General features: G+C 66.8%; 12 protein-coding genes. 8 read left to right on the top strand and 4 right to left on the bottom strand.

Annotated elements, in window-relative coordinates:
- Nucleotides 1-36: 36 nt before the first annotated feature.
- Nucleotides 37-1,662 (top strand): polyprenol phosphomannose-dependent alpha 1,6 mannosyltransferase MptB, encoded by a 1,626-nt coding sequence (gene mptB / locus ACFVTD_RS10215; RefSeq protein WP_387561886.1) that lies wholly within the window; start codon nucleotides 37-39, stop codon nucleotides 1,660-1,662.
- Between the two features lie 23 nt (nucleotides 1,663-1,685).
- On the opposite strand, the gene ACFVTD_RS10210 is transcribed toward mptB, so the two are convergent.
- The gene (locus ACFVTD_RS10210; protein WP_387561883.1) at nucleotides 1,686-2,942 is read right to left on the bottom strand and encodes a glycosyltransferase 87 family protein; all 1,257 of its coding nucleotides are present in this window, start codon (nucleotides 2,940-2,942) and stop codon (nucleotides 1,686-1,688) included.
- Nucleotides 2,943-2,970: 28 nt separating this feature from the next.
- A complete protein-coding gene (locus ACFVTD_RS10205) occupies nucleotides 2,971-4,260 on the bottom strand; it encodes a glycosyltransferase family 87 protein (protein ID WP_387562671.1) in 1,290 nt (429 codons plus the stop codon).
- A gap of 357 nt (nucleotides 4,261-4,617) precedes the next feature.
- On the opposite strand from ACFVTD_RS10205, the gene ACFVTD_RS10200 reads away from it, so the two are divergent.
- A complete protein-coding gene (locus ACFVTD_RS10200) occupies nucleotides 4,618-4,821 on the top strand; it encodes a hypothetical protein (RefSeq protein WP_387561880.1) in 204 nt (67 codons plus the stop codon).
- 106 nt (nucleotides 4,822-4,927) lie between these two features.
- Here ACFVTD_RS10200 and ACFVTD_RS10195 read toward each other — a convergent pair whose 3' ends face one another.
- Nucleotides 4,928-5,188 (bottom strand): DUF3072 domain-containing protein, encoded by a 261-nt coding sequence (locus ACFVTD_RS10195; RefSeq protein WP_387561877.1) that lies wholly within the window; start codon nucleotides 5,186-5,188, stop codon nucleotides 4,928-4,930.
- A 139-nt stretch (nucleotides 5,189-5,327) separates the two neighbouring features.
- Between ACFVTD_RS10195 and ACFVTD_RS10190 the strand changes: the two genes are divergently transcribed.
- The 4 genes from ACFVTD_RS10190 (at nucleotide 5,328) to ACFVTD_RS10175 (ending at nucleotide 9,778) form a co-directional block, all read left to right on the top strand.
- Nucleotides 5,328-6,200: an NAD(P)-dependent oxidoreductase gene (locus tag ACFVTD_RS10190; RefSeq protein ID WP_387561874.1), complete on the top strand. Its 873-nt coding sequence runs from the start codon at nucleotides 5,328-5,330 to the stop codon at nucleotides 6,198-6,200.
- Nucleotides 6,201-6,407: 207 nt separating this feature from the next.
- Nucleotides 6,408-7,784: an MFS transporter gene (locus tag ACFVTD_RS10185; protein ID WP_387561871.1), complete on the top strand. Its 1,377-nt coding sequence runs from the start codon at nucleotides 6,408-6,410 to the stop codon at nucleotides 7,782-7,784.
- A 147-nt stretch (nucleotides 7,785-7,931) separates the two neighbouring features.
- Nucleotides 7,932-8,609: a GntR family transcriptional regulator gene (locus tag ACFVTD_RS10180; protein ID WP_387561868.1), complete on the top strand. Its 678-nt coding sequence runs from the start codon at nucleotides 7,932-7,934 to the stop codon at nucleotides 8,607-8,609.
- Nucleotides 8,606-9,778 carry an MFS transporter gene (locus ACFVTD_RS10175; RefSeq protein WP_387561865.1) on the top strand — a complete coding sequence of 391 codons (1,173 nt, stop codon included), beginning with the start codon at nucleotides 8,606-8,608 and terminating at the stop codon, nucleotides 9,776-9,778. The genes ACFVTD_RS10180 and ACFVTD_RS10175 overlap by 4 nt, the downstream gene beginning before the upstream one ends.
- Before the next feature lie 152 nt (nucleotides 9,779-9,930).
- Here ACFVTD_RS10175 and ACFVTD_RS10170 read toward each other — a convergent pair whose 3' ends face one another.
- The gene (locus ACFVTD_RS10170) at nucleotides 9,931-10,731 is read right to left on the bottom strand and encodes an IclR family transcriptional regulator (protein ID WP_387561862.1); all 801 of its coding nucleotides are present in this window, start codon (nucleotides 10,729-10,731) and stop codon (nucleotides 9,931-9,933) included.
- Nucleotides 10,732-10,851: 120 nt separating this feature from the next.
- On the opposite strand from ACFVTD_RS10170, the gene ACFVTD_RS10165 reads away from it, so the two are divergent.
- Nucleotides 10,852-11,355: a tripartite tricarboxylate transporter TctB family protein gene (locus ACFVTD_RS10165; RefSeq protein ID WP_387561859.1), complete on the top strand. Its 504-nt coding sequence runs from the start codon at nucleotides 10,852-10,854 to the stop codon at nucleotides 11,353-11,355.
- A gap of 2 nt (nucleotides 11,356-11,357) precedes the next feature.
- Nucleotides 11,358-12,860, top strand: a complete 1,503-nt coding sequence (locus ACFVTD_RS10160; RefSeq protein ID WP_387561856.1) for a tripartite tricarboxylate transporter permease — start codon at nucleotides 11,358-11,360, stop codon at nucleotides 12,858-12,860.
- Nucleotides 12,861-12,887: the final 27 nt, after the last annotated feature.

The following is a 12,887-nucleotide window of genomic DNA, read 5'->3' as shown; positions in this document are numbered from 1 at the left end:
AACCAAAGCCGTATCAAAGTAGGGGACCACACAATCATGACGGCAGGCGGGTCACACCTCGAGACGTCGGAGAGCAGGCCGGGTAAACCGGTCGACGCCTCCGCGCCTGCCAGGGGCCGTGCCTACCTCGCCACCATCGAAGGCTTCATCGGCGCCCTGATGATGTTCGTCGGCTCCATCGGGACCGGCTGGATCGCCAACGGGTCGCCCATGATCCGCCAGCCGGTGGTGATCGCGCTCCGCACCGAAGGGTGGGGTGTGGCCGTGTCCACCGTGCTGCTCACGGCCGGTGCCATGCTCCTGATGCGCTCCTGGCTGCGGCTGGGCCAGAGGTTGGGGGACTGGGGGCAGTCCTCGCTGCGGTCCGTGGTCATCGCCATTTCGGCCTGGTCACTGCCCCTGCTGTTCTGCGTCCCCGTCTTTTCACGCGACGTCTACGCCTACACCGGCCAGGGCCGCCTGGTCCAGGAGGGCCAGAACCCTTACGAAGTGGGTATTTCCACGCTCAACAACTGGTTTGCCCTGGGCGCCGACCCCGCCTGGGCGGAAAACAGGACCCCCTACGGCCCGTACTTCCTGTGGCTGGCGCGCGCTGTGGTGGGGCTGACCGGTGCCCAGCCCGACGCGTCAGTCCTGCTCTTCAGGCTCCTTGCCGGCGTCGGCGTCCTGCTCTGTGTCATCTACGTACCCAAGCTGGCCGAACTGCACGGCATCAACGGTGCACGGGCCCTGTGGATCTCCGTGGCCAACCCGCTCTTCCTCATCAGCTTCATCGCCAGCGCCCACAATGACGCACTCATGGTGGGGCTCGCCGTCGCCGGTGTCTACCTTGCCGCCACCCGCCGCTACCTGCTGGGCATCCTCCTGGTCACTGCGTCCGTGGGCATCAAGCCCATCACCGTGCTGCTGTTGCCGTTCATCGGTGTCATGTGGGCGGGACCGTCCGCCTCCTGGCCGCGGAAGTTCCTTACGTGGGGCGCGACGGCGGCCATCAGCTTCTGCGTGCTGGCCCTCAGTGGCATCCCCTACAACCTGGGCATCGGCTGGACCTGGGCCATCATGGACCCCACTCCCGGCTACACCGGCTACTCGCCGTCCGGTTTCATCGGCCAGCAGGTGGAGATGCTCGCCAACGCCCTGGGCTTGCCGGGCGGAACGCTGGCCACCTGGCTGCGGACCGCCATGAAGTGGGCCGCCATTGCCCTGGTCCTGCTGCTGATGTTCCGCGGTGACTACTCCCGCGCCGTGCGCCGGATGGCCCTGGCGTTCACCGCCGTGGTGATGCTCTCACCCATCATCCAGCCCTGGTACATCCTCTGGTTCCTGCCGTTCCTGGCGGTGACCGGCATCCGGGACGACTGGCAGATCCGCTCGCTGTACGTGGGGGTGACGTTCTTCGTGGTGTTCGGCGCGCAGGACCAGCTTTCGGTCTGGTCCTTCGTGGAACTGCCCATCGACGCGTCGTCCCTGGCGTTCTTCACCGCTCTGGCCTTCACGTTCTACCTGCTGGTGCTGGACGTCCACACCCGGAAGCTGCTCATCGAGGGCCGGCCGCTGGACCTGGGCCGGCGGGGCTGGCAGTGGGCGGTGGAGCGCAGGGCGGCACGCCGCCGTGCCGCACCCCAGGCCCCCGCCGCCGTCGACCGGTCCGAAAGCCGCTAGCCCGGCGGCCGCCCCGTAAACGTTTAGGCGCCCGCGGGCACCCGGGTGGAAGCCTTGCGGCCCAGTTCCGCCGTGCGCTTCACCGACCACCACAGCAGCACCACCAGCAGCACGTTGCGGGTAGTGAGGATGGCTGCCATGACCGGGTGGGCGTGGATCAGCGGGGTGTAGAACAGCGGGTAGATCACGAAGGTGGTCATGGCGATGCCCATCAGCAGGGCCGCGGGCACCTTCCAGCGCTCCCAGTCGTGGGTCAGGCCGGCGATGATCACCGGCGCCAGCCAGACGATGAACTGCGGCGAGCCCACCTTGTTGAACACGATGAACGCGGTGACCATCATGAGCGAGCCTTCGAGGAACAGCTCCTCGCGTTCGGCACCGCGGCGCATGGCGCGCACCAGCAGGATGGCTGCAGTGACAGCGGCCAGGACCAGCAGCGGCTGCATCAGGAACGCCGCGGTACCGGCTCCGGGCCCGTAGACCTCGGTGGAGTTGATGGCCGTGTTGTCCGCCATTTTCGAGCCGGCGATGTGAAAGACGCTCAGCCAGACCCACGGCGTGGAAAAGGTGGCCTCGAGCTGCATGCCGCGCTCGCCCTGGTTCAGGAGGAAGTCCATGATGTGCGGAAGGCCGCCGGTCAGCCAGGTCCCCAATCCCACGACGGCGGTCACGGCGGCACCGGCGACCACCACCTGGACGCGCTTGTGGCTGGCGATGACAATGGGCACCAGCACCGCCGCCGGCCACACCTTGATCCACGTGGCGATGCTGAGCAGGATGCCTGCCACCACGGGCCGCTCGGCGGCGTAGAGCAGTGCGATCAGCACGATCGGTGCGGTGATGCCTTCCACCCGGGCGAAGCTGAGGTAGCCCATGAAGACGGTGAAGAACAGCCACCACCAGGCCGGGGCCACGCCCGTCACCTTCCGCGGGCCGCGGGTGAGGTAGAGCAGGCCGACGGCGTTGAGCGCGGTGATGATCAGGAACCACACCAGCAGGTAGAGGCTTGGCCCGGCGATGTTCGCCAGGAAGATGGGGATCTGCGCCAGCACCGGGTAGACCCAGGGGCTGATCTTCCCGGTCAGGTCCGCCGGGTTGTACCCGGCCATGGCCCACTGCCGGTACTGCTCGGTGTCGCTGAACGTTTCACCGTTCAGGAAGAAGGACGCCATCCAGCCCAGGAAGTACAGATGGACGACGGCGAAACCCCACCACACGCTGGAGGGACGGGCGAACCAGTCCACCACCTTGGCCGGCAGGACTTTGCTGCGGACCGTCACCAAACGGTCAAAGAACCTTGTGGAAATCTCAGGTCTCCTTGAGCGCGGGGGCGGGTGCGGCGGTCTTCTTGCCCAGTGAATACAGGCGCCGGACGCTCCACAGGAACAGGACCACCACCAGGATGTTGCGGATGGTCAGAACCAGTGCCATCCACGGGTTGTTGTGGCTGAGGGCGTCGTAGAAGAGCGGATAGATGAAGTAGGTGGCCATGGCGATGGCGATCAGCATCAGTGCCGGGATGCGCCATTCGCGCCAGCTGTGCGCCAGGCCGACCGCGACGGCGGGGCCCAGCCAGACCATGAACTGGGGCGAACCCACCTTGTTGAACACCACGAAGGCGGCGGCCAGGGCCAGGGCGCCGGCGAGAAGCAGCTCGGTCCGGTCCACGCCGCCGGCAACCTTGTGCTGCTTGCCGTTGTGGAGCGCCCAGAAGGCCAGGCCTGCCACCAGCAGGGCGGCCAGGACCAGGAGCGGCTGCATCAGCACGGACATGGTGGCGGTGCCCGGACCATCCACCTGCATGGAGTTGATGTCCGTGTTCATGTACATGCGGGAGCCGCCCACGTTCAGGACGGAAAGCCACAGCCACGGGGTGGTGAACGTGGCCTCGAGCTGCATGCCCCGGTCGCCCTGCTGGGTGAGGAAATTCAGCAGCTTGGGGACGCTGCCCAGGGCTGCCGCCAGCGCAACGACGCCGGCCGTCGTCGCAATTCCTGCCAGCACCACCAGCAGGCGGTTCTTGACCACCGCGAAGAGGGCCAGCATGATGGCCGCCGGCCACACCTTCACCCAGGTGCCGACAGCCAGCAGGATCGAGGCGATGAACGGGCGCTGGACGCCGTACGCCAGGGCAACGAGGACCAACGGGGCGGTGAGGCCGTCAACACGGGCAAAACCCAGCCATCCCATGAGGAAGGTAAAGGCGAGCCACCACCAGCCGGCCGGGATGGCGTTGGCGTTCCGTCCGCGCTCCGTGAGTTTCAGCAGCGCCCAGCCGTTGAGGAGCGTTGTCATGAGGACCCAGAGGAAGAAAAACGGTCCCGGCCCCGCGACGCCTGCAATGGCCATGGGAATCAGGGCCAGGATGGGATAGACCCAAGGGCTGGGGCCGCCACTCAAGTTCGCGTCGTTGAAGCCGGCCATGGCCCATTCGCGGTAGATGAAGGTATCGCTGAAGGCCTCGCCGCGCAGGGAGAGCGAAGCGGCGAACACCAGGAAAACCAGATGCACCACGATGAAGCCGCCCAGCAGGCCGCGTCCGGAGTCCAGTGCACCACGCACGGGAGCTGGAAGGATGACGTTGCGGATCCTGGTCAGATTGCCGAAGAGAGCGTCGGTGGAAATGGCGGAATCCTTGTCAGGTCGTTGCACAGTCAGCGGTCGCGCAATAATGGCTCGGGTGGGCCGCGGGGCGGGGTTCGGAGGGAGATGGAAGCCCCGGAAAACGGCTCCCACTCCCTTTCAACTCTAATTGACAGCGCCCTGCGGCCAGTAATTGTCAGGACAAATGGTGGTGCCCAAGGCGCTGACCTGCGTCATTTATCTAAAGTTGCTGGCACATTTTCCCTCAGGCACCATGGGTCGAGGCGCGACAGCGCCTGCCGCCTATGCAGCCAGGGGGAGCGCTGGGCGGGGTTTGCCCACCCATCCCCTGAAAGACACAGGCAACATTCCATGAACTTCCCCCTGACCCTCACCGTCTCCGACCGCCACAGCATGGACACCGAGCTCGACGCCGCCGTCGCAGCCGCCAAGGCCCACGCGCTCCTTGGCCGCCGCCACGGCATCCTGGTGACCCGCCATGGCGCCGACAAGTTCACGGTGGACCTCAGCGACGCCGTCCCCTTCGGCCTCACCCGCGAACACCAGGCCTGGTAGGTCCCTCCGGCAGACACATGGCCTGGCCGGCCCGGACAAACCCTGGTCCCCTGACGGCGGTGCCTTTGGTGCCGCCGTCACTGTCGGCGTCGCCCTTATGCCGTTCCTAGCTACCGGCGCTGCTGTCCCCGTCGCCGCCCACGCGGTTGCTGCGCTGCTGCAGCCGGTCGATGTGCTTTGACGCGTCGGCCTTGCTCAGGTCTGCGGGAAGTTCCTCCCCAGCCTCGCGTGCAAGGGTATCGAGGTAGCTGCGCTGGGCCGCCGTCATGGGTTCGTCCCCGGTCACCCAGTCTTCCGGGTCTCTGTTGAGGCCTGCGTTCGGTTCCGGTTCGGGGCTGCCGATGGTTTCCTGGTTGCTGTCGCTCATGGGTACGAGTCTAGGTCGGGGCACAGACATTCCGCCCGGGCGGGTGCGTGCCGAAATGCCTTGGCTTGAATAAGTCGGCAAATCATGGAGACGTTGAGTAGGTCTACGCAAAACTCAACGCAGCCAGGAGAACGACCCGATGGATACCAAGCTCAAAGTCGCAGTGCTCGGCACGGGAATCATGGGAGCGGCCATGGCCCGGAACCTCCTGCGGGCCGGCCATGACGTCTCGGTGTGGAACCGGGACGCGGCCAAAACTGAACCCCTGGCTGCTGACGGTGCCCGGAGCGCCGCTGACCCGGCTGACGCCGTCGAGTCGGCCGACGTGGTCCTGACCATGCTCTACGACGCTGCCGCGGTGGAAGAGGTCATGCGGGCTGCGGCCCACGGCATCCGGCCCGGCATGGCCTGGGTGCAGTCCACCACCGTGGGCGTCCAGGACGTCCCCGGCCTGGCCAAACTGGCCGCAGAGCTCGGCCTGGACCTGGTGGAGGCGCCCGTTTCCGGCACCCGGGCGCCTGCTGAGGCCGGCCAGCTCCTGGTGCTGGCCGCCGGACCTGATGCGGTACGCCAGCGGGTGGCGCCGGTCCTGGATGCCATCGGGGCCCGGGCCATCTGGACCGGGCAGGACCCCGCCGAAGGGTCCGCCACCCGGCTGAAACTCGTGGTGAACAGCTGGGTCATTGCCGCCTCCAATGCGGCCGGTGAGGTGGTGGCCCTGGCTGGGGCGCTCGGCGTCGATCCGCAGCAGTTCCTCGACGTGATCGACGGCGGCGGCCTGGACCTTCCCTACCTGCGCACCAAGATGGGGCTCATCCAGGACGACGGACTGGAGCCGGCGTCCTTCGCCGTGGACACCGCCCGCAAGGATGCCCACCTGATCGTCGATGCCGCCGCTGAACAGGGCCTCAAGCTTGACGGCGCCGAAGCGTTCGCCGCCAGGCTGGACCGGGTGGCAGAACAGGGCCGGACCAAGCAGGACATGGCCGCGGCCTACTACGCCAGCCGGTAGCAGGCAGAGCGTCGAGGCGCTTGCAAGCACGCGGGATAGCGCTTGCCCGTTGACGTAACCCAGGTCACCTTCTATATTGGATGAATCGATTCAAGAGCTGTTGCCCGAGCCCCCGCTTCGGCGGGACGCGGGCGCAGACGCCGCCACGGCCTCCAGTGCCATTAGCGGTCCGGTTCCTTGCCAATGAAGACGAAGGATACAAGCAGCATGAGCACCACCCCAACCCGCGTCGTCCATGCACGCCTGGAAGGCGCAACCGGCTCCCGGGACCCGCGGAAAGCGGCGCTGAGCGGCTGGATCGGAAGCGCACTTGAGTACTACGACTTCGCGCTGTACTCGCTGGCCGCCACGCTGATCTTCCCCGCCATCTTCTTTCCCGCGGAGAACCCCACCGTTGGGATCATTGCTTCCCTGGCAACCTATGCGGTGGGCTACGTCTCCCGCCCGGTAGGCGCCGTCGTCCTGGGTGCCTATGGTGACAGGCATGGGCGCAAGAAGGTGCTCGTCTTCGCCATGCTGCTGATGGGCTTCGCAACCTTCGCGGTCGGACTCCTGCCCACGTACGGGCAGGTGGGCCTCCTTGCGCCCGCCCTCCTGGTGATCCTCCGGCTGATCCAGGGCTTCGCGGTGGCCGGAGAACTGGGCGGCGCCAGCGCGATGATCGTTGAACACTCGCCGGACGCCCGGCGCGGCTTCTTCGCCAGCTTCAGCCTCCAGGGCACGCAGGTGGGATCCATCCTCGCCACCGCCGTCCTGCTGCCGCTCGCCGCCCTCCTCCCGGCTGACCAGTTCGGCTCCTGGGGCTGGCGCATCCCGTTCCTGCTCAGCGCCGTCGTCATCTTCGCCGGATACCTCATCCGCCGCAGGGTGACCGAACCCCCTGCCTACGCCGCGCAGTCCGGAGCGGCGCCGGCCCGGCAGCGCTTCCCGCTCGTTGAGCTCCTCCGCACCCGCCCCGGCGACCTGGTCCGCTGCATCCTCATGACCTTCACCAATGTCATCGGCATGGCCACGCTGGTCTTCGGCGTCTCCTACGCCACGCAGAAGGGCTACGGCAACGGCTTCTCCAGCAGCGAGTTCCTGTGGGTGACGCTGGTGGCCAACGTCGCAGCCGTGGTGACCATTCCGATGTTCGGCGCGCTCTCGGACAGGATAGGCCGGCGGATGCTGATGGCGGCCGGCGGCATAGTGGGCGGCGTCCTGGTGACCGGATACCTGTGGGCGATCGAGCAGGGGAGCCTGCCGCTGGTCTTCGTCTGCGTGGTGATTGTGCAGGGCATCTTCTTCCAGATGTGGAACGCCACGTTCGCCACGTTCTTCCAGGAGCAGTTCCCCATGCGGATCCGCGTGACCGGCTTCGCGGTGTCGCAGAACATCGGCCTCATGATCGCGTCGTTCTTCCCGAGTATCTTCACGGCGATCGCCCCTCCGGGCTCCGGCAACATCCCGCTGACCATCGGACTTGCCACGCTCGGCATCTGCCTTGTCTCGGCGGTGGCCACCCTGATGTCCTCCGATACCAGGGGCACGTCCCTGGAGGATCTTGAGGAGCGGGAGGCCGGGCGCACCGCGGATCGGGCCTGATTCCGGACGATAAGGAAACGATGAAGGGGCAGCGGCTGCTGCCCCTTCTTCGTGCCCCGCTGGAACCTCCGAGGAAGAGGTGCGGACGCCGCGGGTGCACAAGTGCATAGTTGTATACAAGTATGATGACTGCTGGAGGTCCACACGATGCCAGAGTCACCCGCCCGGAACACCGGGGCCCATTATGTCTACGCCGAGCTCAAGCGCCGCATCCTGGGCCTGGAGCTGAAACCAGGGGAGCGTATCTACGAACCAGCGATGGCGTCGGCTCTGCAGGTGAGCCGGACGCCGCTGCGCGAGGCCATCCGGCGGCTGATCTCCGAAGGCCTCCTGGAGCAGCAGCCCACCGGCGGGGTACTGGTGCCGGCACTGGACGAAGGCGCCATCTCGGAACTGTACGAGGTCCGCGCGGCCATCGAATCACTGATGGCACGCAACGCCTGCCTGAAAGCGACGCCGGACGATATCGAAGCCCTGCACGGCATCCTGGAACGCAATGCCGCGATGGTGACGTTCGCCGACGACGCCATGCAGCAGGGCATGGCGCTGCACGCAAAGATCGCCGCAATCGCCGGAAACTCCTGGGCCCGCCGCTTCCACGGCCAGATCTCGAGCCATATGGAGCGGTACCGGCACTTCACCAACAGCACGCAGGAGCGCCGGGACCAGGCCCTGGCCCAGCACCGGACCCTGGTGGAAGCCATTGCCGGCGGCGATCCGGAGAAGGCTGCCGCCATCGCGTTCGAGCATGTGATGGGCGCCCGGGACGCTGCGGTGCGGGCCATCTCCGGCGCCACCGGTGCCAGCACCGCCGCGGGCGCATGATCGGTGAACTCGGGCGCCGGACGTCCACGGCCCTGCTGGTCCATTCCGCGCTGATCCAGGCCGTCACGTTCCTGGTCCGCCCAGCCGCCACCTACCGTGCGCTCGAACTCGATGTCCCCGGCTTCGCCCTGGGCCTCCTCGCCGCCAGCTACGCTGTCTTTCCGCTGCTGCTCGCCGTGCCCACGGGCGGCCTGGTGGACCGCCTGGGTGAGCGCCGGCTCATGGCGATCGGGTCCGCCGTCGTCCTTTCCTGCTCAGCCTTCCTGTTGCTGTGGGGCTCCTCGATCGTGGCCCTGGTCATCGGAACCGCGCTGCTGGGCGCCGGACAACTGGCCTGCGTGGTGGGGCAGCAGGCGGTGGTGGCCAACAATGCCGCCTCGTCCCGGATGGACTCCGCGTTCGGATACCTGACGTTCGCCGCGTCCCTGGGCCAGGCCCTCGGGCCGCTGGCGATTTCCCTGGTGGGCGGCGCTTCCATCCGTCCCGACACGCATGCGATCTTCCTCCTTTCGGTCGCCATGGGCCTCGTGCTCTTTGCCACCACCTTCGTTGTCCCGGCCCACGTCAGCGGCGGGAGGAAGAAGGCCGGCGGGCCCGGACCCAGCGGCAGTGCCGTATCCCTGCTGAAGTCGCCCGGCGTGGCCCGTGCCCTCGCCACCAGCGCCACCGTCCTCGCCGTGGTGGACCTGACCATGGTCTACCTGCCGGCCCTCGGCGCCGACCGGGGACTCACAGCGGCCACCGTGGGCGCCATGCTGACCGTCCGCGCCGTCTTCTCCATGGTGTCGCGGCTCCTTTTGGGCAGGGTGTCCCGGAGGATCGGCCGGATGCGGCTGCTGGTGGTCAGCCTGGCCCTGTCCACCGCGGCATTGGCGGCGGCGGCCATTCCCATGCCGGCGTGGCTGCTCTTTGTGGTGATGGCCGTGCTGGGGCTGGGCCTGGGCATCGGCCAGCCGCTGACCATGTCCTGGCTTTCCGCGCAGGCCCCTGCCGGGCAGCGGGGGCGGGCGCTGGCGCTCCGGCTCGCCGGAAACCGGGTGGGCCAGGTGGTCCTGCCCAGCGCCATCGGGGTCGTTGCCGCCGGACTCGGCGCGGGCGGCGTGTTCCTGGCGTCGGCAGCTGTGGTGGGAGGGACGCTCCTGCTGCTCCGCGGGGTGCAGCTGGACTGATTGCCGCCGCCCCGCGTCAGGCCGGGCAGGGTTTTGGGCAGCGGACGACGGCGGCCGCCGGGTTTCCGGGGCTTCCCCGCCCCAGGCGCGCCGAAAGGATGCCGTGCGTGACGCCCTCGTCCGCCTTGTTGGTGCGGTAGGTGGCCAGGGGGTCAGTAGACGGAGCCCTCGAGCAGCTCCGAGAGCCGGCTGGCGGCACGGCGCAGTTCCGGGACGTTGGCTTTGATTTTCTCCTCGGTCGTCGCCTCCGCAGGGCAGTTCAACGCCATTGATTCGTTGGCGCGGCCGGCTCTATTCGTCAATGCCACCCCTACGGAGAGCACGCCGATCACGCGCTCATTCGCAGAATAGGCGTAGTCGCAGCCGGGCTCGGGCAGCCGCGACTTCAGTTCCTCCACAGTAAATCCCTGCTCCTCGTGACCGGAGGCAATCGCGGCCGCTACCACCTGTTCGAGTTCAGCGTCAGTGGCGCCCGCGATCAGAATCTTTCCCGCCGCACCGCGCGTCAGCGGGAGGCGCTTACCCAAGGGCAGGTCATACTGCATGGGCGCTTCACCTTGAACCCTTGCCACCAGAATCCGCTCAAAACCGAGCCTGGTGTGCAAGGAGACAGACATTCCCGTCTGGGTTGCGAGCTGCTGCAGGACCGGGCGGCCCGCGACCGCCAGTGGATCGTTCTCCAGGAAACTCTTTGCCGCCGGCAGCACGGCCGGGCCGATCCGGTAGGACTTGTCCTTCTGGCTCACCATGCCGAAATCCTGCAGCACCCGGAGGATCCGCAACGTGGTGGGCAGGCTCATGCCGCAGTTCCGCGCCAAATCACTGAGCCGCTGCGGCCGCTCGGCCCGCTGCAGCTCGGCGAAGACCTCCATGGCCCTCGAAAGGGAGCGCATGTTCGAGGACTTGGGGCCCTCTTCTGCCGGGCCGGCCGTGGTGGAAGTCGTCGTCGCCATTCTTTCATTCTATGTAAGTTCCTTGCGCTTGACAGTCCCTGTGTCTCCTGTCACTATTTCTCAGTACGCAATATAGTTTCATTCTGTGAAACGCAATGACGCGCTGTGAAAAGGAAACTCATGACAACGGAGTCAGTCACGACAAAAGCAGGGAGCACCATCCGGATCGCTCCCGGTGTGCTGACGGGAATAGGCGCCTTCGCCGCCGTCGGAATCTATGTCCTGGTGAGCTCGGTGGGCCTGGGCCTTTGGACGTCCCTTGGCCCGGGTGCCGGACTGTTCCCCTTCGCGATGGGCGCCCTTCTGGTGGCAATGTCGGCCGTCTGGCTCATCCAGGAATTCCGCCGGCCAAGCGCCAGGGGCGAAGGCGTGGACAAAGGCGTGGTCATCTCCGTCGTGGCCAGCCTGGTCATCCTGGCGTCCGTGATGGACCTGCTGGGCTTCCAGTTGAGCATGTTCGCGTTCCTGCTGTACCACCTGAAAATCCGGGGACGCCGGGCATGGGTGCCCTCACTGATCATCGCCCTGGTGGGAAGCGTCGGTGCTTTCTACGCCTTCAATTACGGCCTGAACGTGGCCCTTCCCGTCTCGGCATTTACTCCGCTGAACCTGATCGGACTCTAGGCATGGAAACCCTCAACGAACTGCTGGGCGGCTTTGCCACCGCCATGACCTGGCAAAACCTGCTGTTTGCCTTCCTCGGCTGCCTGCTCGGCACCATCATCGGTGTCCTGCCCGGCGTGGGGCCCGTCGCGGGCGTGGCACTGCTCATCCCGCTGACGCTCAACCTCGACCCCGCAGGGTCCATCATCATGCTGTGTGCCATCTTCTACGGCACCCAGTACGGCGGCACCATTACCAGCGTCCTGCTGAACACCCCCGGTGAAGCGTCATCGGCCATCACCACCATCGACGGCTACGCCATGACCAGGATGGGGAGGGCCGGAGCGGCACTGACGCTGGCCGCCGTCGGCTCCTTCATCGGCGGCACCATCGCCACCGTCGGCCTGGTCGCCGCCGCCAAGCCGCTCGGCGAGATGGGCCTGCTGGTGGGGCCGCCCGAATTCTTCGCCCTCATGGTGGTGGGCATCTCCCTGCTGGTTGCCTTGGCTGGAAAATCCATGGTCAAGGCACTGATCTCCGGCGCCCTGGGTTTGCTGATCTCCATGGTGGGCATCGACCCCGTGGCCGGAGCACCTCGGTTCACCTTCGGTATTGACAACCTGATGGACGGAGTCAGCTTCGTCGCCGTCATCGTTGGCGTCTTTGGGCTCTCCGAAATCCTCTCCTTCCGCCGGAACGAGCCCACCCCGGTGGTCCACGCCCCCGGTTTCCGGCAGCTGTTCCCCTCCAGGACGGAATGGCGCCGCAGCGCGCCGTCCATGGCCCGCGGCACCGGCGTCGGCTTCGGCCTGGGCCTCATTCCCGGCATGACCGGGTCCGTATCCTCGCTCCTTTCCTACGCTACGGAAAAGCGGTTCTCCCGCTTCCGCCACGAACTCGGCAAGGGGGCCGTCGAAGGCGTCGCCGGTCCGGAGACCGCCAACAATGCCCACGCCAATGCTGCCCTTATCCCGCTGTTCACCCTTGGCATCCCCGCCTCGCCCACCATCGCCGTCCTGATGGGCGCCTTCCTGCAGCAGGGCCTCACCCCGGGACCCAGCCTGTTCACGGAACACTCGGAAATCGCCTGGGCCATCATCGCCAGCCTCTTCATCGGCAACGTCCTCCTGCTGCTGCTGAACGTCCCGCTCGTCGGACTGTGGACCTCAATCCTCCGCGTACCCACCCCGATCCTGACCGCAGTGATCCTCGTGTTCATGGTCATCGGGGCCTACACCATCAACTTCAGCGTCTTCGATGTCTACGTCATGATCGGCTTCGGCCTCTTGGGCCTCGCACTGCGCAACCTCGACATTCCGCTGGCCCCGATGGTGCTCACCCTGGTCCTCGGCCCGCTGATGGAACGCTCCCTCCGCGAATCGCTGGAGATCTCCCAGGGCGACTTCACCGTCTTCACCAGCCGTCCCATCTCCGCTGTCCTGATCGGCATCGGCCTCCTCATCATCTGCAGCCCGCTGCTCAAACTCCGCAAGCCCAAGGCCCTCATGGAGGATCCGGAGGCCTGACTCCCCACCCGTAACCCCTACACCCGC

The sequence above is a fragment of the Pseudarthrobacter sp. NPDC058119 genome, from assembly GCF_042884655.1.
In the GTDB taxonomy this organism is placed as follows: domain Bacteria; phylum Actinomycetota; class Actinomycetes; order Actinomycetales; family Micrococcaceae; genus Arthrobacter.
The sequence above is the reverse complement of the archived record's forward strand: the minus strand, read 5'-3'. Positions and strand labels throughout refer to the sequence as shown.

What these genes read in the sequence shown, in the direction of transcription:
- mptB (WP_387561886.1), top strand. Translation starts at nt 37, where the DNA reads ATGACGGCAGGCGGGTCACACCTCGAGACGTCGGAGAGCAGGCCGGGT.
- ACFVTD_RS10200 (WP_387561880.1), top strand. Translation starts at nt 4,618, where the DNA reads ATGAACTTCCCCCTGACCCTCACCGTCTCCGACCGCCACAGCATGGAC.
- ACFVTD_RS10195 (WP_387561877.1), bottom strand. Translation starts at nt 5,188, where the DNA reads ATGAGCGACAGCAACCAGGAAACCATCGGCAGCCCCGAACCGGAACCG.
- ACFVTD_RS10190 (WP_387561874.1), top strand. Translation starts at nt 5,328, where the DNA reads ATGGATACCAAGCTCAAAGTCGCAGTGCTCGGCACGGGAATCATGGGA.
- ACFVTD_RS10185 (WP_387561871.1), top strand. Translation starts at nt 6,408, where the DNA reads ATGAGCACCACCCCAACCCGCGTCGTCCATGCACGCCTGGAAGGCGCA.
- ACFVTD_RS10180 (WP_387561868.1), top strand. Translation starts at nt 7,932, where the DNA reads ATGCCAGAGTCACCCGCCCGGAACACCGGGGCCCATTATGTCTACGCC.
- ACFVTD_RS10175 (WP_387561865.1), top strand. Translation starts at nt 8,606, where the DNA reads ATGATCGGTGAACTCGGGCGCCGGACGTCCACGGCCCTGCTGGTCCAT.
- ACFVTD_RS10170 (WP_387561862.1), bottom strand. Translation starts at nt 10,731, where the DNA reads ATGGCGACGACGACTTCCACCACGGCCGGCCCGGCAGAAGAGGGCCCC.
- ACFVTD_RS10165 (WP_387561859.1), top strand. Translation starts at nt 10,852, where the DNA reads ATGACAACGGAGTCAGTCACGACAAAAGCAGGGAGCACCATCCGGATC.
- ACFVTD_RS10160 (WP_387561856.1), top strand. Translation starts at nt 11,358, where the DNA reads ATGGAAACCCTCAACGAACTGCTGGGCGGCTTTGCCACCGCCATGACC.